At 46.9% G+C, this 24,974-nt stretch carries 19 protein-coding genes and 1 pseudogene; 8 read left to right on the top strand and 12 right to left on the bottom strand.

Annotation, left to right across the window (positions count from 1 at the left end):
- The first annotated feature begins 79 nt into the window (after positions 1-79).
- Entirely contained in the window at positions 80-1,315 is a 1,236-nt protein-coding gene (pepT, locus tag GRP75_RS01600) for a peptidase T (RefSeq protein ID WP_160788439.1), read from the top strand.
- Between the two features lie 200 nt (positions 1,316-1,515).
- Positions 1,516-2,352, top strand: coding sequence for a methyl-accepting chemotaxis protein (locus tag GRP75_RS01605; RefSeq protein WP_023990905.1), 837 nt, complete (start codon positions 1,516-1,518; stop codon positions 2,350-2,352).
- Between the two features lie 187 nt (positions 2,353-2,539).
- On the opposite strand, the gene GRP75_RS01610 is transcribed toward GRP75_RS01605, so the two are convergent.
- Positions 2,540-3,415 carry a DNA-binding protein gene (locus GRP75_RS01610; RefSeq protein ID WP_076264544.1) on the bottom strand — a complete coding sequence of 292 codons (876 nt, stop codon included), beginning with the start codon at positions 3,413-3,415 and terminating at the stop codon, positions 2,540-2,542.
- A 562-nt stretch (positions 3,416-3,977) separates the two neighbouring features.
- Between GRP75_RS01610 and hxlA the strand changes: the two genes are divergently transcribed.
- Both hxlA and hxlB read left to right on the top strand, forming a co-directional pair.
- On the top strand, positions 3,978-4,613 hold the full coding sequence (gene hxlA / locus GRP75_RS01615; protein WP_013312540.1) for a 3-hexulose-6-phosphate synthase: 636 nt from the start codon (positions 3,978-3,980) through the stop codon (positions 4,611-4,613).
- Positions 4,614-4,618: 5 nt separating this feature from the next.
- The gene (gene hxlB, locus GRP75_RS01620; protein ID WP_023990908.1) at positions 4,619-5,176 is read left to right on the top strand and encodes a 6-phospho-3-hexuloisomerase; all 558 of its coding nucleotides are present in this window, start codon (positions 4,619-4,621) and stop codon (positions 5,174-5,176) included.
- 121 nt (positions 5,177-5,297) lie between these two features.
- Here hxlB and GRP75_RS01625 read toward each other — a convergent pair whose 3' ends face one another.
- From GRP75_RS01625 to GRP75_RS01665, 9 genes and pseudogenes are all read right to left on the bottom strand, one after another.
- Positions 5,298-6,989: a glycoside hydrolase family 43 protein gene (locus GRP75_RS01625; protein ID WP_160788440.1), complete on the bottom strand. Its 1,692-nt coding sequence runs from the start codon at positions 6,987-6,989 to the stop codon at positions 5,298-5,300.
- A gap of 52 nt (positions 6,990-7,041) precedes the next feature.
- Positions 7,042-9,174: an endo-1,4-beta-xylanase gene (locus GRP75_RS01630; protein ID WP_160788441.1), complete on the bottom strand. Its 2,133-nt coding sequence runs from the start codon at positions 9,172-9,174 to the stop codon at positions 7,042-7,044.
- 61 nt (positions 9,175-9,235) lie between these two features.
- On the bottom strand, positions 9,236-10,159 hold the full coding sequence (locus tag GRP75_RS01635; RefSeq protein ID WP_028540826.1) for a carbohydrate ABC transporter permease: 924 nt from the start codon (positions 10,157-10,159) through the stop codon (positions 9,236-9,238).
- A 630-nt stretch (positions 10,160-10,789) separates the two neighbouring features.
- On the bottom strand, positions 10,790-11,770 hold the full coding sequence (locus GRP75_RS01640; RefSeq protein WP_023990911.1) for an ABC transporter permease: 981 nt from the start codon (positions 11,768-11,770) through the stop codon (positions 10,790-10,792).
- Between the two features lie 14 nt (positions 11,771-11,784).
- Complete coding sequence (locus tag GRP75_RS01645; protein ID WP_028540827.1) at positions 11,785-13,452, bottom strand: ABC transporter substrate-binding protein; 1,668 nt, start codon at positions 13,450-13,452, stop codon at positions 11,785-11,787.
- A 211-nt stretch (positions 13,453-13,663) separates the two neighbouring features.
- A complete protein-coding gene (locus tag GRP75_RS01650) occupies positions 13,664-15,427 on the bottom strand; it encodes a sensor histidine kinase (protein ID WP_160788442.1) in 1,764 nt (587 codons plus the stop codon).
- Positions 15,424-17,029: pseudogene (locus tag GRP75_RS01655) on the bottom strand (response regulator transcription factor). Before GRP75_RS01655 ends, GRP75_RS01650 begins: the two are co-directional and overlap by 4 nt.
- Before the next feature lie 273 nt (positions 17,030-17,302).
- Positions 17,303-18,076, bottom strand: a complete 774-nt coding sequence (locus GRP75_RS01660) for a class I SAM-dependent methyltransferase (protein WP_028540834.1) — start codon at positions 18,074-18,076, stop codon at positions 17,303-17,305.
- Between the two features lie 114 nt (positions 18,077-18,190).
- A complete protein-coding gene (locus GRP75_RS01665) occupies positions 18,191-18,532 on the bottom strand; it encodes a cupin domain-containing protein (RefSeq protein ID WP_025721355.1) in 342 nt (113 codons plus the stop codon).
- Between the two features lie 224 nt (positions 18,533-18,756).
- On the opposite strand from GRP75_RS01665, the gene GRP75_RS01670 reads away from it, so the two are divergent.
- The 4 genes from GRP75_RS01670 to GRP75_RS01685 all read left to right on the top strand — a co-directional run bounded on the left by GRP75_RS01670 (position 18,757) and on the right by GRP75_RS01685 (position 22,161).
- Positions 18,757-19,992 carry an FprA family A-type flavoprotein gene (locus tag GRP75_RS01670; RefSeq protein ID WP_160788443.1) on the top strand — a complete coding sequence of 412 codons (1,236 nt, stop codon included), beginning with the start codon at positions 18,757-18,759 and terminating at the stop codon, positions 19,990-19,992.
- Between the two features lie 36 nt (positions 19,993-20,028).
- Complete coding sequence (locus tag GRP75_RS01675; protein WP_160788444.1) at positions 20,029-21,222, top strand: NAD(P)/FAD-dependent oxidoreductase; 1,194 nt, start codon at positions 20,029-20,031, stop codon at positions 21,220-21,222.
- Positions 21,223-21,224: 2 nt separating this feature from the next.
- Entirely contained in the window at positions 21,225-21,395 is a 171-nt protein-coding gene (gene rd, locus GRP75_RS01680; RefSeq protein ID WP_007432984.1) for a rubredoxin, read from the top strand.
- A gap of 61 nt (positions 21,396-21,456) precedes the next feature.
- Positions 21,457-22,161 carry a Crp/Fnr family transcriptional regulator gene (locus GRP75_RS01685; protein WP_048481570.1) on the top strand — a complete coding sequence of 235 codons (705 nt, stop codon included), beginning with the start codon at positions 21,457-21,459 and terminating at the stop codon, positions 22,159-22,161.
- A gap of 131 nt (positions 22,162-22,292) precedes the next feature.
- Here GRP75_RS01685 and GRP75_RS01690 read toward each other — a convergent pair whose 3' ends face one another.
- Positions 22,293-24,053, bottom strand: coding sequence for a glycosyltransferase 87 family protein (locus GRP75_RS01690; RefSeq protein WP_160788445.1), 1,761 nt, complete (start codon positions 24,051-24,053; stop codon positions 22,293-22,295).
- A gap of 99 nt (positions 24,054-24,152) precedes the next feature.
- Positions 24,153-24,863 carry an MBL fold metallo-hydrolase gene (locus GRP75_RS01695; protein ID WP_160788446.1) on the bottom strand — a complete coding sequence of 237 codons (711 nt, stop codon included), beginning with the start codon at positions 24,861-24,863 and terminating at the stop codon, positions 24,153-24,155.
- Between the last annotated feature and the right edge of the window lie 111 nt (positions 24,864-24,974).

Consider the following 24,974-nt stretch of genomic DNA (forward strand, 5'->3'; position numbering starts at 1 on the left):
AACCATTTTTTTCATATTATAAGCCTAATCATGATAAAATACGTACCATAATAGAAATGACACCAAGGAGGATACACACATGAAACAGGAACTGATTGACCGCCTGACTACATATGTTCAGGTAGATACCCAATCTGATGAAAGCAGCCACACTTGCCCCACTACACCCGGACAGCTCACATTGGGCAACCTTTTGGTGGGCGAATTGAAAGCCATTGGTATGACAGACGTAACCATTGATGATCATGGTTATGTGATGGCAACCCTTCCTTCCAATACGGATAAAGAGGTTCCCGTCATTGGTTTCCTCGCTCACCTCGATACGGCTACCGAACTGACTGGCGCAGGGGTAAAGCCGCAATTGACGGAAAACTATGATGGGGGCGATATCACGCTGAATGCTTCGCTTGGTGTGGTTCTTTCTCCACGTGAGTTTCCCGAACTGGCTCAATATAAAGGCCACACCCTGATCACAACAGATGGTACCACCCTGCTCGGTGCAGACAACAAAGCCGGGATCGCAGAAATCATGACAGCTATCCACTACCTGATTGACCATCCAGAAATTCAACATGGCAAAATTCGCGTTGCTTTTACACCGGACGAAGAGATTGGAAGAGGACCGGAACGCTTTGATGTAGCCGCTTTTGGCGCTGAATATGCCTATACGGTAGACGGCGGACCGCTCGGAGAACTGGAGTATGAGAGCTTTAACGCCGCAGCCGCCCATATTACCATTCACGGTGTGAATGTGCATCCCGGTACGGCTAAAAACAAAATGATCCACGCTGCCAAAATCGCTATGGAGCTGCATAGTCGGTTACCTGCAAACGAAGCCCCGGAATATACAGACGGATATGATGGCTTCTATCATCTCTTGGAGTCTACAGGCACGGCAGAACAAGCTAAGCTATACTATATTATCCGTGATTTTGACCGCGAGAGCTTTGAAAAACGGAAAGCTTATTTAACAAATGTAGTCAAAGAGCTGCAGGCCGCTTATGGAGAAAACCGTATTGCGCTGGAGCTGAGAGATCAGTATTACAACATGAAAGAGAAAATAGAGCCAGTCAAGCATATCGTCGATGTCGCTTATGAAGCAATGACAAAGCTGAATATCGAACCTATTATCAAGCCGATTCGTGGCGGTACAGACGGTTCACAGCTATCCTACATGGGACTGCCTACCCCGAATATTTTCACAGGTGGGGAAAATTACCACGGTAAGTTTGAATATGTATCGGTGGACAACATGGTACTTGCTACCAAGGTTATTGTGGAAATCGCACAACTGTTCGAGCAACGCGGCAAGTGAACTACCTATACACAGCACTGACACGTTAAGATTAAATAGAAGGCATATCGTTCCGTAATGGAAACGGTATGCCTTTTTTTCTGAAGCTTTCATTTCCCTTTAAATTTTCAATATCTTTATAACTTTTATCCGTCTTTAGACCGACAACTATATACGAGACTATAAAAAATATATCTAGTAAAGAAAGGTAGGTTATCTATTTGAATACAATAGATGCATTAATTGCAGCCATTCCCTACATACAACAGATTATGCGTGAGAAAGTGACCCTTGCTCTCTTCGACCGCACTCATGTCCTTATGTATACCCAATCGGAGGGTATGGATCTCGGCTTTGAAACAGGCTCGGAGCTGCTCGAGGACTATAAAGATTTTGCCATGCTTAAAAATGGACGTGAGGCCAGCCTGACCCACATTCCTGCTGAAATTCTAGGGTTTCCTCTTGATATGATCAGTATCCCTGTATTTGACGAGAAAGGTGAAGTCATCGCAGCATTTGCGGCCTCTTATAATTTGACTAACAAAAATCAACTGGATCAAATCGTATCCGAGAATCGCTCCATCACCGAGCAGCTCATTGATATGGTACAGCATGTAGCGGCTCATTCCGAGGAGCTTCAGGCAACCAGTGAACAGATTTTGAAAAACACTCAAATCGCCGTACAAAACTCGGGTAAAATCAATCAGGTAGCTGTGTTCATCAAGGAAATTTCCGATCAGACCAACCTGCTTGGATTGAATGCAGCGATCGAAGCCGCACGTGTAGGAGAAGCAGGAGCAGGCTTTGGTATCGTCGCTCAAGAGGTGCGCAAGCTATCCGTAGAATCCAAAAAGGCGACGGTCGATATTGAAGGAGCCCTTAAGGATGTACAAAACTCCATTCGTCAAATGGAGCAGGAAATTGAACAAATTGTTTCTTCTTCTCAGGAGCAGGCGACTCTGGTAGGCTCCTTCACTGAAGTGATGGAGCGTATGCAAAAGGCGAGTGAAACGATGCAACATCTGGCCAATGACCTGACTTCGTATGCCATAAAATAAATCTTGGGATAAAAAAGGGGAGCACACTGATCGCAAAATGCGTAAAAGTGTGCTCCTTTATGTACAAAAGCCCTATCGGGCTTGATGGTCTAAATCTGAAACTCAAGCAGTATAAGAAAAAACACCATGATTTGAAGGAAACACTGGGTCTAACCCTCCCAAAATATTTCCCACCGGAAGAGCAATACTAAGAAACGCCAAGACCATAGTTACCGAGATTAATGCCTTTTTCATTATGAAGCCCCCTTAATAAAATGGTTTGGTATTGCTCTTGCTGTGATGGTGTTGCCAAATCTCGATAAGTTTCAAACAGAGCAACCAATGTCCTGAAATCGGCATCCGCTTCTACACTGGCAGAGAATTGCAGAGAATCAAGGACATAATTTAAGGCAGCGGAGTACTGCTTCTTCTTGAAATGGTAAATGGCCAATTGGTTGACCAGTTTTAAATAATATACGCGGTTTGCTCTATCTTCATAACCTTCAAATATCTTAATATCATCAGCAAAATCGTTCAGCAGGTCGTCTATATTCCAATTATTCAAGTTAGCCGCTTCGGCAATACCAACCAATCCTGGAAGTAGCTCCTCTTCATTGTCGTGAAGAAATTGAACGTACTCAGGCAAAAGTTCCCTTCTCCCCGAAAGTAATTCAATCGTAAATAAATTGGCCTTGGCGAGGAAACGGAATCTCTCTACTTCTTCGTGACCGCTCTGATCCAGCCCCATAAACCAGCCCATTTCGCTATACTTCATAATATAGTTTCTGGCTTCCTCATACTTTCCCATATTCTGATAGTAAATAGACTTCGCCAGATAACTGTAAGCATAATAAAACACTAGCGGGTGTTTGGTGTCCAATGTCTCATACTTGCCGTCTGCAGCATTTCTCAGTTGGGTGTGATACAGGCTTTCAGCCAACGTATGCAGATAATCTGCTACTTTGTTCGCTTCATCCCAATCATTATGTGTGTAGCTGATTCTAAACAACTCACAAGCTTTATCGAGTTCGTGGCTGTCCGACAACAAATAAATAGCTTCCCTTTGGTTCAGGACCTCTTCCACTAAAACCCGCCTCCCTATCCTGAAAATTGCGATTACCCCTTAGCACAGCGGCTACTCTTCAGGGTAGTTATGCTCTTAGCCTCCATTTTTTGCATACCAGTATATTACAAATATAGTCAAAACCTAACTTGAAGTCAATTTAATCATCGCTACCTTCTTTTTTTTTGCAACCTTACATTGCTGTGTATGGTTATGGATTTTGCAAAATTCGATTCCAGTCGCTCCGAAGTGCAAGATATAGACGAACTAAACCATTTCGATCTATATCTTGTTCATTGGAAGTCGCTTATGGGATTTTTGCAAAATCCTTGGTTACGAATAATCGACTCCCCTTATAGAAATAATGCTAAAGAAGACAAAATGCAGGCTCTCTCATGAATGGTTTTTATGATGCTATAGTATCGTCGGGGTAACTACGTTACGAATTAGTGCGTACTTTTCAATCGGATATCGGGGCCTTACAATCAAACCTGTGCATGAAATCAAAGTATAGAGTAATACTCAACAGAGCATGTACCTGTTCATCAAAATATAAATTCACTTAAGGAGTGAAGTTAATAACATGGAACTTCAATTGGCTTTAGACTTAGTAGATATCCCGCAAGGTATTGCATTGGTAAAAGAAGTAGAGTCGTATATTGATATCGTAGAAATCGGTACACCGATTGTCATCAATGAAGGACTTCATGCAGTAAAAGCAATGAAAGAAGCATTCCCGAATCTGAAAGTGCTGGCTGACCTGAAGGTTATGGATGCAGGGGGCTATGAAGTGCTAAAAGCTTCCGAGGCTGGTGCAGATATCGTTACGATTTTGGCTGTAGCTGAAGATGCGACAATTAAAGGTGCAGTAGAAGAAGCGAAAAAACAAGGCGGCAAAAAAATCCTGGTGGACATGATCGGTGTTAAAAACCTGGAGCAACGTGCGAAAGAAATCGACGCTCTGGGCGTTGACTACATCTGTGTGCATACAGGCTACGATCTGCAAGCTGAAGGACAGAGCCCGTTCGAAGCACTGCAAACCGTCAAAAAAGTCGTGAAAAACTCCAAAACTGCCGTGGCTGGCGGTATTAAACTGAGCACCTTGGCTGAGGTCGTGAAGGCTCAACCGGATCTGGTTATCGTCGGCGGTGGTATCACTGGCGAGGACGACAAAAAGGCTGTAGCTTCCCAAATGCAACAGCTCATCAAACAAGGTTAATCCCAATGGAAACCTCTCAATATTTATCCGAGGTACTCAAGGAGCTGCAATTGGTTCCACAATTGATCAGTGATACAGAATCGGAGCAGCTGATCCACTCCATCGCCGCTGCGAATAAGGTATTCGTGGCAGGTGCGGGCCGCTCAGGGTTCATGATTCGCTCGCTGGCGATGCGGCTGATGCATATGGGGATTCAAGCTTACGTGGTCGGGGAAACCGTAACTCCTGGTTTGGGCGAGGGCGACCTACTCATTATTGGTTCAGGCTCTGGTGAAACCAAAAGCCTGACCTCCATGGCAGAAAAAGCAAAGAAACTTGGGGCCTCTCTGGCGCTTCTAACCACTTCCCCGGGTTCCACCATTGGCAAACTGGCCGATATCATCGTCAAGCTGCCTGGTGCGGCCAAGGACCCGTCCAACAAGGACTACCAAACGATTCAGCCTATGGGCTCATTGTTTGAGCAAACCCTGCTGTTATACGGTGACGCATTGGTACTCAGAACGATGGAGCTGCGCAAGCTGACCTCCAAATCTATGTTTGGCCAACACGCCAATTTGGAATAAAAATGTAATTCCTTTACGATAACAAAGCAGGCTGTCCTTTACATGTCACATGTGAAGGACAGCCTGCTTTTATGCTTGTATAAGGCGACTTTCCTATCTACACCGTTTGGACGTTTATTCTTCAGGTTTGGCTTATATGGCTTATATAGTCCAAGCCATCGTAGGAGAAATATTGAAAGTATGCGGGAGTCGCGGCGACAGATACCGGTTCATCTACAGCGACGGTCGATACAGCATACATGCCAATCAGCGCTCCCGTGAAACCGCCATTGCTTTCAGATGAGACTACAAAAGCCGGAACCGTAGCGAGCGGTACCCAGTTGCTTGGACGCACAGCATAAGATAAGGCGAAATGATACGCCTCGGATAGGATGCGAAGCTCCATACCTTCACCGCTTGGTATATCAGGAGCCGCCAGCGGTACAGAGACCCATTCGGTTCGTTTTCCCTGATCTGCGACCGAGACCACTACAGTAAGCATGTTGCCTTCTCCATCCCGACGAATACCCAGCGTAAAGTGACCGTGCTCATTAAGTCGTACCGCAAGGCCGGCTTCCTCGCCCTCATGCTGTGGTTGAAAATAAAGCCGGCTACGGACGGCGATCTGATGATGCCGCAGCCGGGTGCCGAGGAATACGCTCGGCGCTTCGTCCAGCAGCGTGTGGCGATTGCCGATGAGCGTTAGCCATCCGGGGCGCGCTTCCAGGCTGATGCAGGCTTCACACAGCCTGCGCGGAGCAGCCCAACGGAAGGCCAGCCGCTGACCACCAAAGTCATCGCGCCAGCTATGACGCTTTGCAGGCGCGAGCGGCGCAGAAGCAGGCGGGCGAGCCTGCTCCGCCAGACTGAATGGCTGACGGTCTACAGACATGTGCAATTGCACCGTGCCTGCGTTGTTGTCAGCCGTAGGCCATCCGTCCGTTGTCCAGCGGACGGGGGCCAGAAAGGTTTCGCGTCCGAGCACGCTATACGAAGGTGGTACCTCAGCCTGAGGCTCGACAGCCTCCAAGCGGTCAGCCACAGGCTCGATGTCCACCACCGGACGGACACCGAGAAAAAAAGCCCACCAGTCCCCGCGAGTGTCCTCAACCAATTCGGCATGACCTGTGTTCTGAATCGGATGTGCAGGGAGAGCGTTATGCGTGAGCATCGGCTCTGTCATACGCTCGAACGGACCGTAAGGGCGCTCCGCACGATACACGAGTGTTCGATGATCACGCCCCGTTCCGCCACATGCGCAGAGCAAATAATAGTGGCTGCCGATGTGATACAGATGCGGCCCTTCGGTCCATACGCCGCCATCCCCGTGAGCAATCGCTATAGGCTCTGTCAATGCCTGACCTGTAGTGATATCAATCTCATACTGGATAATATGCGACTCGGCATCTGCCCCGGATTGTACGGTCACATACACTTTCCCATCGTCATCCAATAGCAGAGACGGATCTATATTCCCGTAAGGAATACAGATCGGGTCTGACCAAGGCCCAGCGGGGTTCACAGATGTGATATAAAAATTACCTATCCCCATCACATCTGTCGTAATCAGATAAAAAACACCTTGATGATAGCGCAGTGTGGGCGCATATATGCCTTCCGAGCTTTTCCGAGTGGACAAATCAATCTGACTGCGCCGGTTCAACGCATGCCCGATCTGCCGCCAATCGGTCAGGTTTCGGCTATGAAAAATGGGCAAGCCCGGCATGTATTCAAACGAGCTTGCCGCCATGTAATAATCTTCTCCGACGCGTATCACACTCGGATCAGGATAAAATCCGGGGACAACCGGATTCGTATAGCGTAAGGTAGCCATAGCTCCAGCTCTCCTTTTGAACAGCTCTATTCCTCTGTTTCATTCAAACTATTCATTGGTTATTCCCCGCTGGCAACGGCGGGACTTTGGACGGATCAGCAAGTGCCCAATAGGCATATTTGGCCTTTAACCGTTCGTCGAATAGTAGCGGCTTATCCAGCCGGGCTATCGGAAACGTGCTGAGCCACGTATTTCCATCATCCGTACCCCAAATCGTCACATTGCTGATATGATTCTGCTGCCTTGAAAACATATCGAACAGCGCCCGATAGCGGTGAGCCTGCCGGATCAGCATAGATTCTGGAATCGTTTCATAGCGATCTGTGTCATTGGAATAAAGACCCATATCCAGCTCGGTAATCTGATTATCCAGACCAAGCGAAGCAAACTTTTCTATGGACTGCTCAATCTCGCTAATAGCGGGAAACTCCAGGCGGATATGCGATTGGTGGCCTACCCCGTCAATCGGTACGCCTTTAGCGAGCAGATCACGTACCAAATTGTACAGAAAATCCCGTTTCTTCGGCTCATGTGTGTTGTAATCGTTAATGAATAGTCGTGCGTTCGGGCCCGCCGCTTCCCTCGTAACACGGAATGCTTTTTCAATATAATCAGTACCAGTAATCTGATACCACTTGCTGCGGCGCATGCCATCCGGCTGATCAGGATCAATGACCTCATTCACCACATCCCAATCGGTGATGACATTTTTATATCGGGCTGCAACAGCGCGAATATGCGTCTCCAGCCGATCCAGCAAAAGCTTTTTATTCTCAGCAGTCGGCGTCATCGGCTGTCCATTCTTATCCTTGAACATCCAATCTCCAGTTTGGTTATGCCACACCAAAGTATGGAAGCGAATCTCTAGTCCATGCTGTCTAGCAAACTGCACAATTTGGTCTGCTTCCTCCCAATGGAACTGTCCCTCGGACGGTTGTAAGGAGATTGGCTTCATCGCATTCCCTGCAACGACGCTGTTAAAATGCTTCTGTACCAACTCTCCGTAAGCCCCTTCGGTCTGGAAAGCTTCAATCGCCGTGCCAATGCTAAACTGTCCCCCATATAATCCATGCAAAGAAGGAATGTCCTTTTCAATAGCCAGCGGCGGTACAAGTGACAGCTCGAAATCATCCATATAAAAGGAAGACGTTCCTTCTGCCGTTTCCAAATACATAGAAACGGTGTCTGCATCATGCGCAAGCGTATACGTACCAGACAAATGCATCCACCCCCCTGTCGTAGTAGCCGTGTCGCCTACAACAGTTTCATACGCACTATCCCCTTGGTGATCACGCTGTATGCTGAGCCTCACCTTGGCAGGCTGCTCACCCAGCGCCAGCTTCACCCAGGCACTGACCGTATATCGGCTGCCCTTTTGCATCGTAGCAGTCACATCCAGCTTGGGGCCGGCATATGTCTTTTGTCTGCCTGTTGTCAGCAGACTGTATGAGCCGGTTCGTGCATCGGCATTCGAAACCTGCACGGTCTCGGCTCCCATACGGGACACCCATCCTTGAGCCGTACCATCTTCAAACCCGGATACGATACCATTGGCCGGCTCCGTTGGCGTCTTCGATACCTGTGTTATTTCTACCTCATCCACATAGTAGGCCTGCGCGGGATTCGAGCTTTCCACATACAGCTTCAATGCATCCATCCCCCCGGTAAAAGTATATTTCCCCTGAAGTTTGATCCACGATGTATCCGCCGTCTCCGTCTGCGCTACCGTCTTCCATGTCGTAGTCCCACCTGTCGGCTGCTGCTCCACTGTAAGTTTAACCATGCTCGGAACCGCAGAATGACCATCTAGCTTCACATAGCCACTAATTTCATACTCTACATCCGGCTGCAACAGCGACTTCACATCCAGCTCCGCCCCGTTCCAAGCCGCTGTGCGGGCGGTTGCCTTCAGACTATGCGTGCCGCCATATGCTGCTTCCGTAACGGATGCAATTTGAGTATAAGTTCCCCGAGGCTTCCAGCCATCGCTGTTTCCTTGCTCAAATCCATACGTTCCAATGGTCTTATGGATATCACCCGCTGACAGCACCATATCCGCAACGGGCGGGGAATGTTCTATAGACGTAGCTGCCTTCGCTACAGACGCTCCCCACCAACCAACAGGCGATAACAATAGCGCTCCAGCCAGCACCAGACAAAAAGGCTTAACCCAACATGGCCGCAAAGCAATCCCTCCCGCACTCAAATTTTTTGAATTCGTATTGGGCACCATTGGATTTCAGTTACTATCCTTTGACACCTCCCAAGGTCATACCCTTCACAAAGTATTTTTGCAAAAAAGGATAAACTAAAATAATAGGCACTGAAGCGACAATCGTCATCGTGGCCCGAATCGAGGTAGGCGTGACCGACTTCGCCAGATTTTCCGAACCAGCGAATTGGCTCGCATAGTCCTGAGTGTTAACAGACGTGTTGGAATTTTGCAGTATTTTCATCAGCTCATATTGAAGAGTGCTCCATTGCTCATATGACGAATTGTACAAAAACACATCGAACCAGGAATTCCATTGCGCGACCGCTGTAAACAGCGACACCGTCGCCAGTACGGGAACACACAGCGGCAAAACGATGCGCATAAAAGTGGCAAACTCCCCAGCCCCGTCAATACGCGCCGACTCTAAAATCCCTTCCGGCAATCCCTCAATAAAGGAGCGAATGACAATCACATTAAACACCCCGATCAATCCCGGCACGACATACACCCAGAAAGTCCCCAGCATCCCAAGCTCACGAATCAGGAGAAAGTTTGGAATCAATCCACCGCTAAAATACATCGTTAAAATAAAAGCAATCGAAACAAATTTGCGCAGCACATATTCCGGCCGGCTGATCGTATACGCCACCATCGCGCAGCAAAACACAGAGGTCACCGTACCCGCAACCGTACGTAATACAGAAATCAGCGTAGCATGGAAAATCGTCGCTTCCTTGAACACATATTCATAATTACTCCACGTGAATTCACGCGGCCACAAATAGATCCCGCCCCGAATCGAATCATTCGCTTCATTCAACGAAACCGCCAGCGTATTTAAAAACGGATACAGCGTGAACACCATCAGGCAGAGCATAAACACGATATTGCACGCATCAAAAATTCGATCCGAGGGGGCCCGAAATCGCCCGTGTACGGCCTTCCCTTTGCCCATGACTTCCGCTCCTTTCTAAAAAATAGTTTAGGCATTTGGATCGCGCACCCTAACTCAACTAATTGTTATTGGAGCTTGTTGGTGCTGTTACTTGGAACTGTTATTTTGAGTGGTTATATTAGTGGCAATTGGAGTTAACCTTGGTGAAATATTATTGGTACTATAAGAAGTCATGTTTTAGTTCGTTTGATAAGGTTTTGATGAGGTCAGCGAAGCGGCCTGCTAAAAATCCACTGACTTACACCTGTAGTATGCATGAGCATGCACCTTCTGTTACCACCACTAGCACAATCCTAAAAACAAGCGATAGCGAAGCTGAGCCAACCATGATGGCACATTTACCCAAGGAAGCGCGAGTCACGCGCCTTCCTTAAACTCTCCCCTTGCCACTACCCTCAGTTCTCAAAAAAAGTGACTTTACGGCGGGTAGCAGCGGAGCGGGCGGAATTGTTCTGAAGAAGCGGAGCGTTCGGCTAAAAGCTTTCCAGAGGAAAGCTCGCATCGTAAGCATAAGCTAGCCCCGGATTTTAACCTATGATCTTTATTCCAATAAGAAAATACGGGGATAACAGCGATCGGAAGAACAATCCGCACGCGGAGCAGCCTTCTCCCCCCATAACTCCCTTTATTCTAGAACAGCCTCTCCTCCCCTAACCGCTTCGCAATATGATTGGCGCTAAACAGTAAGATGAAGCTGACCACCGTTTTGAACATCCCCGCAGCAATGGAAAGCGAGAAATTACCCATCTGGATACCATATTTCAGCACGAAAATATCCAGATTCTCCGAGTAATCCACGTTCATACCGTTGCCCAGTAAGTATTGCGGCTCAAAGCCGGATTCCAGTAGATTGCCGATGTTCATAATGAGCAGGATGATAAATACAGGCTTCAATCCGGGTAATGTCACATGCCAAATTCGCTGAAAACGCCCTGCTCCATCCATCTCGGCCGCTTCATACTGCGAGGGATCAATCATCGTCATCGCGGCCAAATAAATGATGGTGTTCCAGCCGACATTTTTCCATACCTCCGATGCACCGAGAATGCCCCAAAAATAGCTTCCCTCGCCCAGCCACAGAATAGGCTCTTTAATCAACCCCAGCCACATCAGCACCTCATTGATGATGCCGCCATCCGCAGACAGCGCCGTACTGATGATACTAGCCGCGACCACCCACGAAATAAAATGCGGTAGATAGCTGATCGTCTGTACCACCCGCTTAAATACGAGCTGGCGAAGCTCATTCAGCAAAATCGCTAATGTTATAGCGGTGACAAAGCCCAGCACCAGATTAATAAAGCTCATCGCCAGCGTATTGCGCATGACCCGCAGAAAGTGTTCATCCTGAAATAGAAAATGGAAATGTTTTAATCCGACCCATTGCTGATCGAGCAACTTGCGGGCAGGCTTAAAATCCTGAAAGGCAATTGTCCAGCCCCAGATGGGCAAATACTTGAAGATAAACAGCCAGATTAAAAAAGGGACGGACATCCATACCAGTGCCCGTTGCTGATTCAGCTTGTGCATAAATCCCCTAAAGCCGGTTCGCCGCGAGGGCGGCAACTGATCCGGGGAGATCGTGACTGCTGGTGGTGACGAGTGGCCCATAGCTGCTTCCTCCTTTATTTTTTACCGGGATTCTCGATTTTTTTGGCAACCTCCTTCGTGATCAGCTCCTCATACGCCTTTACATCCAGCTTGTTGAATTCAGTAGTGTATTCACTCCATATCGCATCAAACTGCTCCGGTGCAGACAGCACCAAACGCGGGAAATATTTGCGCTGCAGGTCCCCCTTCTTTTGCTGGAAGAGCTGCGCAGGTGAACCTTGAGCAATTGGGATACTCCAGGCTGGATACCATGGGCGCTCGTCTGGTGCGGAAAACATTTGCGAGAAGGACTCTACACCATAGACTTTTAGTAGCTTTTTATCTCCCTCGGTGTAGGACATACGCGCAACCTCCGGCTGCCGTCCGGCACCAACGGAGTTGCCGTCAGGCAGGGTGGAACCGCTACCGTATCGCGGCCAACTGTATTCAAAATATTTGAACCCGAATGATTCGCGGAACGCGTCCTGACCAGTCTGCTTAATTTGCTCCTCAGTCCGGTAAAAGCGTCCTTTTTTATCTACATCATAGGTTTCTCCCTTGATTCCCCAGTTGGATAACACCTGGTTTTCGTCGGTCAGCAGGTTGTCAAAAAATTTGATGATACGTACCGGGTCCTTGGCACTGACCGTAATTCCTATGCCTCGGTTATTAACGAATGACGACGGATCAATGTACTGATCCTTTATATTCTGGTCGTATACAACAGGCAGCCCTATATACTCCATATCATCATTGCCCGATTGCTTGGAAGCCTCCTGCAGATTATTCAGGGCCTGCCCCGCCTGCCAGCGGTAGTCGAAAAAGCCCAGCACCTTACCCGAAGTCAGCTTCGCCAGATATTGATCGTAATTGTCCACAAAGGACGATTTATCAAATAGGCCTTCTACATTGAGCTGATTTAGCTCTTTCAGATACCGCTTTGTGATTTCCATATCTCCATAATCCGTGGCCCGGTGTGTTTTCATATCAATAATCGTGCCGCCATCATTCGGATAGCCTGCCAGATGCATCGGTGCGTTCGTAAGAGCATAAAACCTATCCTGCGTGGTTAACGCCAGGTACCCAGTCAATCCCTCATCTGCATGCTTTTTCGCATAGTTACGAATCAGGGCTAAATACTCGTCAAGTGTTTTGATTTTTGGATATCCCGCTTCTTTTAATACCCTGCGTTGCACCCAAAAGGCTCCTTGCTCTAAGTTAGGCGCAGGTAAATAATCGCCTACCACCGCACTGAGCGGCAGAAAGTAAATGTTCCCATCCTCTGCCTTCATCAAGTTGTAGTACGGTCCATATACACGCTTAATATTCGGTCCATACTTGTCGATCAAATCATTCAGGGGAATAAAAGCCCCGGCATCCAGCAGCTTATCGATCGTGCCATCCGGTACTATCACATCCGGGTAATCGTTACTGGCAATAAATGTACCAATCTTCGTATTGGAATCACCCACCAAATGCTCCAGCTTCCAGTTTACCCCCGTCTGATCCTCCAGGATTTTGCCGATCCGCGTTTCATTGGTATTAATGTCCCTCCCCGCAGTGGCATTAAAATACGTGAATGTGACCTTCTCCTTGCTATCTCCTGACGCCGGCTCCTTGCCCGAGCTCCCTGAGCAAGCAGCGATCATAGACGCCATCATAACCATTACCAGACTGATGATTCCGAACCTTTTGCTTGTCATGCCAGACCCTCCCCTTTCGTCCTCTTTTGTCGATTGTGTGTGAATATCGTGCGCACGTACCTCAAGCACTGAGAATCCCGCACACTCTAAATTGTAAGCACTTTCATTTTATAAAATGCTGTTCATTTCGTTCACCTGTCAATCTAAAGGTGTTACTTAGAAAACTATAGGTAAAGGTCCTTCAAAGCAAAATAGGCGTTGCTGTCTACCCTCACTCCCGATCCGCAGGAATCCTAATTCGACTCTCCGTACCGTCGCCGGGTGCACTGCGAATAGCAAGCTCAAAGCGGCTCCCGTAGTAAAGTTTAAGACGATAGATGACATTTTGTAGACCTATACGCTCACCCATTTCTTCCTGCCTTTGCATGTAACCATATAAGCGTTGTACCTGTTCCTCAGACATGCCCACCCCATCATCCCGAACCGTTAGAATCAGTTGTCCTTCCTCATGCTCAAAATGTATCTCAATGCGTCCCCCATGCTTTAGCGGCTCAATGCCGTGGATGCTTGCATTTTCAACCAGTGTCAGCGCGACCATTTTGGGAAGCAGATTGTCCAGGTCTTCAGAGCGCGCTTGCACTTCGTACTGTATTCGCTCACCAAAGCGATATTGCTGGATTTCCAGAAAACAACGGATCAGCTCCAGCTCCTCCCGTAAAGTAACCCGATCCTTGTTCCACACCAGCGAATTGCGGAAAATCCGTGCCATGTTATGAATAATGCGCGCTGTCTCATCCTCATGCTTCATCAAGCTCCGCATGCGAATCGTCTCCAGCGCATTGAACAGGAAATGCGGGTTGATCTGGCTGTGAAGTGCATTCAACTGAGCATGTCTGCGCTGAATTTCCAGATTTTTTCGCTGTATATCGGCCATATAGACATCGTTAATCAGTCGCTTTATTTTCAGCGTCATCCGATTAAACTCACCTGTTAATTGCCCGATTTCATCTCGCGACTCTGTACCGCGAATCAGCTCAAAATGCTGGTTTTTCACCTTCTTCATGTGCTTTAAAATACGATGAATCCTCACGTTCAACGAACGTGTAATCCAAATAATGATTAATGTAGGCAGCAGCATATTTACACAGGTTAACAAGAGCACAAAATTGCGAGATTCCTGCATTTCATACAGCACTGCATCTCTCGATACCGCAGCCACAATGCTCCAGCCATTCAGATTGCTCGTAAGCACATAATTCGTCTTGAACTCCATCGTGTCCTCGGGCAGCTTGAGAGTGTTATAGGCTACATGTTTGTGGTTTATATCCACTTTGGGGTCCGTTGTATATTCGATTCCCCCTCGTTCGTTCAGCAGAAAGAGACTTCCCTGCAAATTCAGGTTATTGAAAATCTCCCGAATGGACGACATTCGCAGTTCTATTTTCAGTATTTTTTCACGACCATTTTGGGAATAAAAGTAGTTCATCCGCCGAATCAGGCTAAAAGGGTACATCTGTTCACCTGTGCTGTCATCGGTACGTACAAATATAGGCTTGGACTGGCGTCCAGGCGAGATTTTGGTATACCAGGGCAAACTTCTGACTCCCTCATCTATAAAGCTGATTCCCCCGGAATTCAGCAGCGTTGAATTATTGGTGTAGATCGTAATTCCACCTACGGAATGGTATGCAGGACTGTAAGTGTTGTTCAAGATATGACGTAAATAAGAGTCATAAGCGGCGATATAGTCAGCAGGGTGGGGATATGTTTCTTCCAATACCTCATTGAGCTGATGATCAGTATAAAAGATAGACGAGATTTCCATCGCATCTTCAAATTCACGGTAAAATTCAATTTTAATCTGTTCCAGTGCGCGCGAAATATCCTGCATACGCTGTTCCTTCACGTTTTGCGAGGTGACATGGTAAAAAATAAGATTGGTCAGCACTACAGGCGTGAAAACACAGAGAAAATAAAGCAGCAGCATTTTATCCCGCAATCGCACATGATCAAGAGTCGTTCTCAGCATCTTCATTCGCTGGCCCTCTCTGGCTCGTCGCCAATACTCAGGCTATTGCGGTATTCACTAGGCGTGGCGTGCGCCATCTTTTCAAACTGGGTAACAAAATAGTCTGAACTGCCGAAGCCCACGCGCTCAGCAATTTCATAAATCCGCAGATCCGTCTGCCGCAACAAGCGTTTCGCCTCCTGAACGCGCAATTTCAGCAGAAATTCGTTAAAGTACACACCATACGTTTTTCTGAACAATTGACCGAGGTATACCGGGTTCATGTAAAAGCGAGCCGCAATACTTTTCAGGCTTATATTCTCGGCGGCATGCTGCTCAATGTAAGCACGGATGTGCTGGATGCCTCCTTGCTGACAATCCTTGCGCAGAACCCCAATATACCTTCCACTTTCCTCTGCAAAAGCTGTAAACAATCGCTGTAGTTCACCCAGGGACAGGTTCATGTCCTGCCAGTTCATCATCGGTTCTAGTGACTGAAGTGAGCGCTCATTTCCCTGCATGTTTTGAATGACCCGAACGATACTAAGTAAGCATTGATGCAGACTCATTTTCATAGCCTCAGGTGCATAACACTCCTCCCGAAAACTACTAAATAAATAATCCACGGCCACACGCAGCTCATCCAACCGCAGTTCCTCAACTTGTTCCGTCAAGCGATCCAGTACGTCCTGAGGGATGGTCTTATAGTGAAGTGGTGGCATTCCCTCCCGTAGATATACAACAATACCGCTATTGTCATAAATGTATTTATGGAGCACTGCTTCCTTCGCACAGGCGTAGGACTGCTGGATATCCTGCAACCGATTCACAGGCTTTCCTGCATAAACGAAAACCCGACTTCCCAGCTGACCTTTTAGTGTCTTCATCCCCTCTATCTCTCGTTGTAGCGCTTTCATAAAAACTTCGACCTTGCCTTCAAAACACCCCAAAAAGAAGTCCGGTACGATAAGACCAATCCGGTTACGATGCTCATGAACATAGAGAGGGTACTTGCCATCCATTAAACGATGAAGCGCTTGCTCTATAAGCTCCCTGAACTGAAAAAGTGATAGCATGACACCATCGGCACAGCTCGACGAGTACATAGTACATATACGTGGCTTCCCCAAGCCGTAGCTGCTGCTCCCACTGTGTCACCACTACATCATCCACTGGGTTCATCATCACAGTCTCTAACAGCCCACCTGCATGGTGATTCTGATATCGTTGTGCATTCTGTTGTTCACGATGCAGTCTTTCACTCAGCTTGCGCAGTGTAGCCGAAAAGTCACCCTCATCAATCGGCTTAAGCATAAAATCATGAACCCCATAGCGGATTGCCTGCTGCGCATAAGCAAAATCACTATAGCCGCTTAAAATAATAAATGCGGGATGTTCTGTACTCTGTTCGAGCACAGACCGAATCAGCTCTAATCCGTCCAGCACAGGCATACGAATATCGGTAATGACCAGGTCCGGGTGAATACGGCTGATTAGCTCCAGCGCATCCTCACCGTTATCAGCTTCTCCTACGATTTCAAAACCACAGGCTTGCCAATCCATGAGTTGAAGCAGCCCTTTGCGAGTAAAGGTTTCATCATCCACCACAATGGCTCGATGCAGCTTCATAACACGCTTCCTCCTTTTGAAGTATGCCTATTTTATTATTTTGGTTAACTATTCCAATGATCTCAGTCACTATGGTAATGTAAAACATCAGAAATTGGAAATTTTCGTTATACCTAATATATGACGAATAGAGGGGTGCAAAGCATGTGCACTCCAGCAGCCAAGCCAAAGCAGCAAATATACAAAAAGGAGACGAATCCCTGAATGTGGGTTCGTCTCCTTTTTTGCTATTGCGTAAAAAGCTTTTATTATTCTCTTATTCGTGAATTCAGGCTATCGCTCAGCGATGATACTGACCGCTTGCAGATGGTCGGCGTACTTTACAAACTGCTTGCGCATACCCATAACCCTTGTCCGGGCAGCATGGTTACGCATAAGGTTAAAGGCGATTTTTCCAAATCTCAACCAGCCCTCGTCCTGAATGATACGTGGCAGATGCAATAAGTGCATGGGAACCGTATAGATTTTAACGACCTTAAAGCCTTCCTCTTTCAGCAGCTGTTCCCACTCTGACACCGTCAACGGTGTCGCATTAACTCTCATGGCTGTAGCCAAATCCTTGTAAATTTGTTTTCTGAGCGCAGGCTCAATATGGTTAGAAGCAAGGCACATCTCATGAATAGCATACTTCCCGCCCGTTTTCAAAAGCCGCCTGGCTTCCGAAATAATCTGCGCTTTCTTGGCTCTTGTGTGCATCGTCAGCATGGCTTCCCCATATACCACCGTCGCAGAGGCATCCGGCAACGGAACCTGTTCAGCATCGGCAATAATAACTTCCCGGTTTGCTCCGCTTGCATACGTTTTTACGATAGAAGCCGCCTTCTCATTCTGTTCAATCGCAATATAACGACGGGGATTAAGCCGCAGTGTGATTTGGGCAGTTATACCCAATCCGGGGGCAAACTCAATAACCTCATCCTGCCCGGTTACGTCAAGTCCCTCTATCATCCAACGTGTTGTTTTTAACCCTCCGGGCCTAAGCACGCGCTTACCGAGACTTGCTAATATCCAGTGCCCTGGCACCTGTTTGTAATCTACTGTCTGCATTGGCTATTAACACCTCTCCTTAAAATTTGATAATGATATTCATTATCAATACGAGTGAAAAAAAATAACTATTTTCTTTTTTTTTATATGAGCATGTTGCTGCTGTGTCCTCTTTTATATGTTCTGCGCATAGCTTTCACTTGGCGTTTGGGTCAACACTACATGCAGACTGGAATTCGCCTCTGCACCGCCACGATAGGAAAAGTGCTCATCTCCCGTAACATGAATGATATCCCCTTGGACAACTTCCGTTGCTTCGCCGTTCACAGTTACAGTCCCGCTGCCTTCAAGAACAAGCAAATATACATTCGCTCCTGGGTGATTATGTGTTGGTAGCTCGGCATTAGGAGTAAAGTTGAGAATAAAAATTACATTGTCGGCTTCCTTATGCACAATTCGTTTTGTAAACGCAGCTTCTTTATATTCCTGAAATTGAATGAGGTTTGATTTTTTCATATTAGTTCACGCTCCTGTTTGAAATTAAATTTGCTTAAGATGGATTAATACCTTTATTGTATTGGATTATTTCGCTCGCCTTGTGATTGCAATCACAAAACTAAATTTAAGTAAAAATACTTTTAAAATATTTAAAAATTTGATTTCAATCATCTTTTTCATCGACACATCCAACTAGAATCAAATTGTGTTAGATAAACAAAACAAGCAGGAGGTTATTCCATATGAAGCCTGGATTCAAGCTGGCAAAGGATATTTATTGGGTAGGAAAAATTGATAATCGTGAGGTTCCCTTTCATCGTCTTCTACTATCAAAGGGTACAACCTATAATGCATATCTATTGAAAACTGGAAAACCAACCATTGTGGATACCGTAGATATGGCGTTCGGTAGAGAATTTGCCGAAGCTGTAACCGAATTGATCGATCCATTGGATATTCAATATATCATCGTCAATCACACGGAACCAGATCACTCGGGCGGATTGGCGGCACTTGCTTCCAAGGCAACGAACGCTACGATTGTCTGCACTGAGATTGCCGTTCCGGAAATTCAACAAATGTACAAGCTTCAGCATCGCAACTTCCTCGTAATCAAGGATGGGGATCAACTGGACATTGGAGGCAAAACGCTGCTATTCAAAGAAACTCCTTATCTGCATACAGAAGAAACCATGATTACGTATTGTATAGAAGATAAAATCTTGTTCCCTTGCGATATTTTCAGTACACACGTGGCTGTAGAGCATCTATTTGCTGATGAGGCTGGTTTTGATATCACCGAGGACTTTATCGGATACTATCAGGCTATTATTCATCCACATCGCAGATATGTGCGCACATTAATCGAAGCTGTTGCCGATCTGGAAATTGAGATGATTGCACCTTCCCACGGCTTCGCGATCCGACATGATATTGCCAAGTTTATTGATTTGTACGCCTCTATGAGTACCGAAACCAAGGAGGATAAAAAAGTAGCGATTGTCTATGCCACCCTCAAAAATAACACTAAAAAAATGGCAAACATCCTGAAGGACTGCTTTTTGGAGAACCAAATCCAGGTGGAGCTATGGGACGTGGATAAAGCGGATGAAACGGAAATATTGAAGAGTATTGCCTCAGCAGATGCTGTTTTCGTCGGTAGCTCTACCAAATATGCCGACATGACGGGCAAATTGGAAGACCTATTGCAACAAATGCAAAAGATGAATCTGGAAGGCAAGCTGGCTGCTGCCTTTGGTTCCTACGGCTGGAGCGGGGAAGCCATTGAAGTTGTACAGGATTACTTGAATGGTACTAATATGAAGGTCCAAAGCACTTCAGATGTAATCAAATCAACGGGTATGACCCATGTGGAATTCCCGGTGCGTATTCGTTTCTCTCCTACAGAAGATGAAAAAGTGAAGAAAATTAAAAATGCCGCTGAATTTGTCTCAGATCTACTGCTTAGTGTTATTTAAAACACAGTAGCGTATAGCGAATAGGAGAGATACTGAATGGGTAACCAACATTACGTTATTATCGGAGGCAGTGTTGCCGCCGTCAACGCGGCAAAAGCGATTAGAGATCAAGATGAGCTGGCCGAAATTTCTATTTACGGGGAGGAAGCATCCTTTCCGTATAACAGAGTCAAACTTTCCAAGGGACTATTCACTGATTTGCACAGCGACAAAATTCTGATCAAAAAGGAAAAATGGTTTGCCAATCAACGAATTCATGTGTATTCCGGCATCAAGATAACCGAGATACATCCAGAGGATTGTACTATCAAAACAATAGATGGACAAACCGTTGCTTATGACAAGCTACTGCTGTGTACAGGAGCTCACAACCGTAAGCTTGTGCTAGATGGGGCTTCTCTAAGGAACGTTCACAATATTCGTTTTCGACAAGATGCGGATCGCCTTAAAGCGGAATTGCGACAGGGAGACCGGATATGTATCATCGGGGGCGGTATTCAAGGCGTGGAAACCGCATGGTCCTTCCAGCAAGCAGGATATGCTGTAACCATACTGGAAGCTTCGCATCGGCTTATCCCCCGTCAGCTAGATGAAAAGGCCTCCGCTATTTTGACCGATCGGATGACCGAACAGGGTACTCAGATCCACCTTGGGCAAGGCGTAAATCGTATTAAAGGCACAGATCACGTAGAAGGTGTGGAACTACAGGACGGCTCTGTTATCCCCTGCGAGCATGTCGTGTACTCTATCGGAATTGTACCGAATACGGAGCTTGCTCGCCAAATCGGCCTTGATATTGGACAAGGCATTCTGGTGAATGCGCAGATGGAGACCAGCTCCGCCAATATCTATGCAGCAGGTGATGCAGCCGAATTTCAGAGTAGAGTAGATGGGTTATGGGAAAGCGCAATGGAGCAGGGAAAAATAGCAGGCGCTAATATGGCGGGCGCATCCGTCAGCTATCAGCGTCCCCTCCCTGTAACCCTTTCGAACTGCTATGAATCTCCTCTCTTTTCCATCGGTCTAGTAGATGAACAAGTCTGCGACACCAGCCTGATTACTAAAAATCAAACTTCTTATACACGTATGTTCATACAAAACGGCTCTATCTGCGGCGTGATTGGCTTTGGAGATGCCCTTGCTTCACTACCATACAAAACAGCCATCATGCAGGGACTCAAACCGGACGCACCAGAGCTTACAAAAATTTTGAATGACAAGGAGAACTAGAGATGAAAAAATATGTATGTCAGCCCTGTGGATACATTTATGATCCTGCTATCGGTGACCCCGATGAAGACGTTATGCCCGGTACAGCGTTTGAGGATCTTCCAGAAGACTGGGTTTGTCCAGTCTGTGGTGAGGATCAAAGTCATTTTGCCCCAATAGATGATACAGAATAACAACCATGTGCTATAACCTGTAGTTTCCGGTTTATGAATGGAGTGAATGAATGTGAATGAGATGTCCTGCCCCTGCCAGTGCGAAAAGGAGCCCTGTGCCCGCAAAGTGCCTATCTTTTCCTCTTTGTCCTGCGAAGATTTGTGTAAGGTCAGCTCCATGATCCGACACCGAAAATATCAGAAAGGCGAGGCCTTGATTGTGGAGGAACAAGCATCCGATACGCTGTACATTATTAAAAGTGGACATGTGAAGCTGCTGAAAATGACACCTCAGGGGAAAGAACAAATTCTGCACATTCTGACAACTGGCGATTTTTTTGGCGAGTTGAACATATTTAACAGCGATGAGCTGAGTAACTTTAGTGCGTATGCCTTAAAAGATACTGATATTTGTATGCTCACCAAGGATGATATGGAGCAGTTGATCCGCAACAATCCCGATATCTCTTTGAAGCTGCTCAAAACCATTACTAAACGCTTGGCACATACCGAAAACCTGGCTCAAAGCCTAGCTACCAAAGACCCGGAAATCCGCATCGCCTATATGATTCTTGAGCTTGGACATAAATATGGAAAGCCGGATGGTTCCTACATTAAAATAAACCTCCCCCTTTCACGCGAGGAAATGGCTAATTATGTGGGTGTCACCCGCGAAACCATCAGTCGCAAATTCGGAAAATTTGAACAGCTGGGGATTATTCATAGCAAGGGTACAAGAGAGATTACCATCTGCGATGTACAGAAACTGAACGAATATATGGATTGAGACACATAGATACAATGTTACTCTAACATGAGGACAACAAAAAACCGCTTCTTTAACTTATGGATTGCAGTTGATCTATCAACCACTTCCATTTCGTTAAAAGGCGGTTTTTTAGCATATTTTATACTCCACTAACTATCAATTGTCGTGTTTACACCTTGGGAAGACGCTCCCCATGCAGGCTGCGCTGAAGGAAGTTCTGGCGAAACTCTGTCTGTGGAAGGAGCAGTCTCAATCGTGGTCGATTTGGAGCAATCCCACACTACTTTGACCAAATACCCAAACAACAACACATTCAACAATGATGTCACACACAAAATAATACCGTATTGATCCCGAGAGTTGGAGCTATAGAAAATATTGAAGGTGTTCAGGAAAATGGTAAGACTGAATCCACCCGCAAGCCACAAAAATCTGCGATCCCGCAAATACAGATACGCTAGTACAGCTAACGCGGCCGCAGGGAACAAGTACCGTTCATGCATGCTGGAAGCGAAGGTAAATACACCTGCAATGAGCACCAGTGCAGCTGCCGCTGCAAATTGTGGTTTGCGACTGCGGATATACATCCACCACGTAAACAGAGTCACCAGCACAATGCAGATCATACCCCATGTATGGTAACTGAACAGGAACAATGTTGTAGTGTCCTGCGTATAATTGCCACCGATCAGTGCAAAGAAATTATATGCGTTCACCGAAGCATACGGATACTCGCCGACCGTTCCCTTGTATAGGTCAAGCAGCCATAACGGCTCCTGCCCCCACGAAAATGGTAATATGACCAGAATGGTCGTCATAACGGCACCGCCAATGGACAACAGCCAAGGCTGTATTTTACGTTGTCTCAGCAGCTCAAAGAACAGAACAGGCCCATAAATAATTCCCTGCGGCTTCATCAATACGGCTACCGTAAACAATACGGCGGACCAGCCGACCCGGTTTTCCACAAGCAGCACAATCATGCCCACAATCAGCATAGTAAAGAAAGAATCCACCTGCCCCCAGAAGGTCGAATTGATAAATACAGCTGGGTTAAACACGTAGAATATAGCCAATCCAAGGCTTATTCCATAGCCGACCCGTTTGCTTGCCAACCGGTACAGCATGTACGCTGTCACGATATCGGCTATTATATTGGGAAGCCGCAGCAGTACGGACATGTAGGGACTGAAAGCATCCGTAGAGCCGATTTGACCGATCACATATAAAATATAAATATAGAACGGCGGATAATCACTTGATCCATTCGTGTAAAAGCCCGATAAGCTATCCGCTGCTGTCGTAGCCCAGTTCCGGAATAGCATTAAATCCATATGACCCGAGATCCATGGGGCGATCGCCATTCTTAAAAAGAACCCCACACCCAGCACTGTCCACAGCATCAGTCCCCGATTACGTTCCCCGAGCTTCCATTCACGAGCCCGAAAACGGTATGCAATAAACACGAATGCACCGAAGAACAAAGCGGCGAAAATCGCCAGCGGAGTAGCATAAGCAGATGAGGAGTTCCCACTTCGTCCACCACCCATACCACCGCCAGGACCGCCCATACCAGATCCGTTACCAGACATGCCACCGGGGCCTCTGTGCTGTCCGTCTCTGGCAACACCACTGCCGCCCGAAGACGTATCATTCCCGGCCGTTGTACCTTTGTCACCCGATGTCGATGTTCCCTCAGTGGAGGAGTTGGTAGGTTGCCCCGGTCCTCCCATACCTCCACCAGGTCCGCTTCCTCCTCCGAACCCGCCGGATGGGCCCTGCCTAACAGCCGCAGACTGGGACGCAGAACTACCTGAATAACTCCATAACGAAACGACACTAGCGACAGCACACAATATGAAACTAAATAGAAGTATATATTTCAGACCGTTCGCTTTCCAAACGTTCAAATCCGATGCACCTCTCTCTGTTTCTATTTTCCCATATTGTATCTGCCTTAGCTTAGGACTTTGTGAGTTCTGGCTGAATGTTGGCTGAATACCGAATCATCACACTGAAGTTTGTCGTTCCAGCTCCATAATCGCCCTTTCCAGCTGAGATTGTGGATGCTTCAGCATGTTACCGTGACCGACAGCTAATAAAGATGGATTGAAACTCACCAGCTTTTTGGCGCTTTTCAGCGAAATTCCCTTGTTCCAGGTAGCCAGTGCCGGAAAAGGAAACAGCGGCTTAAGCCTTCCCGATACCGCTATACCACCTCGAGTCTGGAAGGCGTCGCCTGCAATCAACGCACGGGTACGAGTATCCAAAAATGCCATCGATCCCGGCGTATGTCCTGGTGCGCTGATCGCCAACAGCGAACCTACATGATCCCCATCCTCCAGTAAAACGTCAGGCTGGGTAAGGATATGCTTCGGTACATCGCCTCGAATAGGAGTATCCGGTTCTCCTGCCTCCAACGATACATCGCCCTGTAGCAGCGGTGCGTCCCGCCTTGAAATGAACACTTGCGCGTCAGGATACCTTGCCTTGAGCTTATCCAACGCACCCACATGATCCCCATGGGCATGGGTAAGTACAATTCGAATAATCGGCTGCCCGATCCGCGCCGCAGCCTGCGCTATACCACGGGTACTGTATGGCAATCCGGCATCTACCAAGGTGAGCCCCTCTTTCTCCTCCACCAAATAACAGTTCACTGGGAACAGCCGGGGCATAAACGTCAATTGATACACATGCTGCACCTGAACAATACGCATTTTAGCTCATCTCCTTGTCTTAATTATAAACTAATCATATTAGTATTATAAATAATATAATTAGTTTTAAGCAAATATTTTTGCTGCTATTCAGCCGGAGTTGGAGCTGCT

This window comes from Paenibacillus sp. OT2-17, assembly GCF_009827695.1.
Lineage (GTDB): Bacteria > Bacillota > Bacilli > Paenibacillales > Paenibacillaceae > Paenibacillus > Paenibacillus polymyxa_B.

What these genes read in the sequence shown, in the direction of transcription:
- pepT (WP_160788439.1), top strand. Translation starts at nt 80, where the DNA reads ATGAAACAGGAACTGATTGACCGCCTGACTACATATGTTCAGGTAGAT.
- hxlA (WP_013312540.1), top strand. Translation starts at nt 3,978, where the DNA reads ATGGAACTTCAATTGGCTTTAGACTTAGTAGATATCCCGCAAGGTATT.
- hxlB (WP_023990908.1), top strand. Translation starts at nt 4,619, where the DNA reads ATGGAAACCTCTCAATATTTATCCGAGGTACTCAAGGAGCTGCAATTG.
- GRP75_RS01625 (WP_160788440.1), bottom strand. Translation starts at nt 6,989, where the DNA reads ATGGCTACCTTACGCTATACGAATCCGGTTGTCCCCGGATTTTATCCT.
- GRP75_RS01635 (WP_028540826.1), bottom strand. Translation starts at nt 10,159, where the DNA reads ATGGGCAAAGGGAAGGCCGTACACGGGCGATTTCGGGCCCCCTCGGAT.
- GRP75_RS01640 (WP_023990911.1), bottom strand. Translation starts at nt 11,770, where the DNA reads ATGGGCCACTCGTCACCACCAGCAGTCACGATCTCCCCGGATCAGTTG.
- GRP75_RS01645 (WP_028540827.1), bottom strand. Translation starts at nt 13,452, where the DNA reads ATGACAAGCAAAAGGTTCGGAATCATCAGTCTGGTAATGGTTATGATG.
- GRP75_RS01650 (WP_160788442.1), bottom strand. Translation starts at nt 15,427, where the DNA reads ATGAAGATGCTGAGAACGACTCTTGATCATGTGCGATTGCGGGATAAA.
- GRP75_RS01660 (WP_028540834.1), bottom strand. Translation starts at nt 18,076, where the DNA reads ATGCAGACAGTAGATTACAAACAGGTGCCAGGGCACTGGATATTAGCA.
- GRP75_RS01665 (WP_025721355.1), bottom strand. Translation starts at nt 18,532, where the DNA reads ATGAAAAAATCAAACCTCATTCAATTTCAGGAATATAAAGAAGCTGCG.
- GRP75_RS01670 (WP_160788443.1), top strand. Translation starts at nt 18,757, where the DNA reads ATGAAGCCTGGATTCAAGCTGGCAAAGGATATTTATTGGGTAGGAAAA.
- GRP75_RS01675 (WP_160788444.1), top strand. Translation starts at nt 20,029, where the DNA reads ATGGGTAACCAACATTACGTTATTATCGGAGGCAGTGTTGCCGCCGTC.
- rd (WP_007432984.1), top strand. Translation starts at nt 21,225, where the DNA reads ATGAAAAAATATGTATGTCAGCCCTGTGGATACATTTATGATCCTGCT.
- GRP75_RS01685 (WP_048481570.1), top strand. Translation starts at nt 21,457, where the DNA reads ATGTCCTGCCCCTGCCAGTGCGAAAAGGAGCCCTGTGCCCGCAAAGTG.
- GRP75_RS01695 (WP_160788446.1), bottom strand. Translation starts at nt 24,863, where the DNA reads ATGCGTATTGTTCAGGTGCAGCATGTGTATCAATTGACGTTTATGCCC.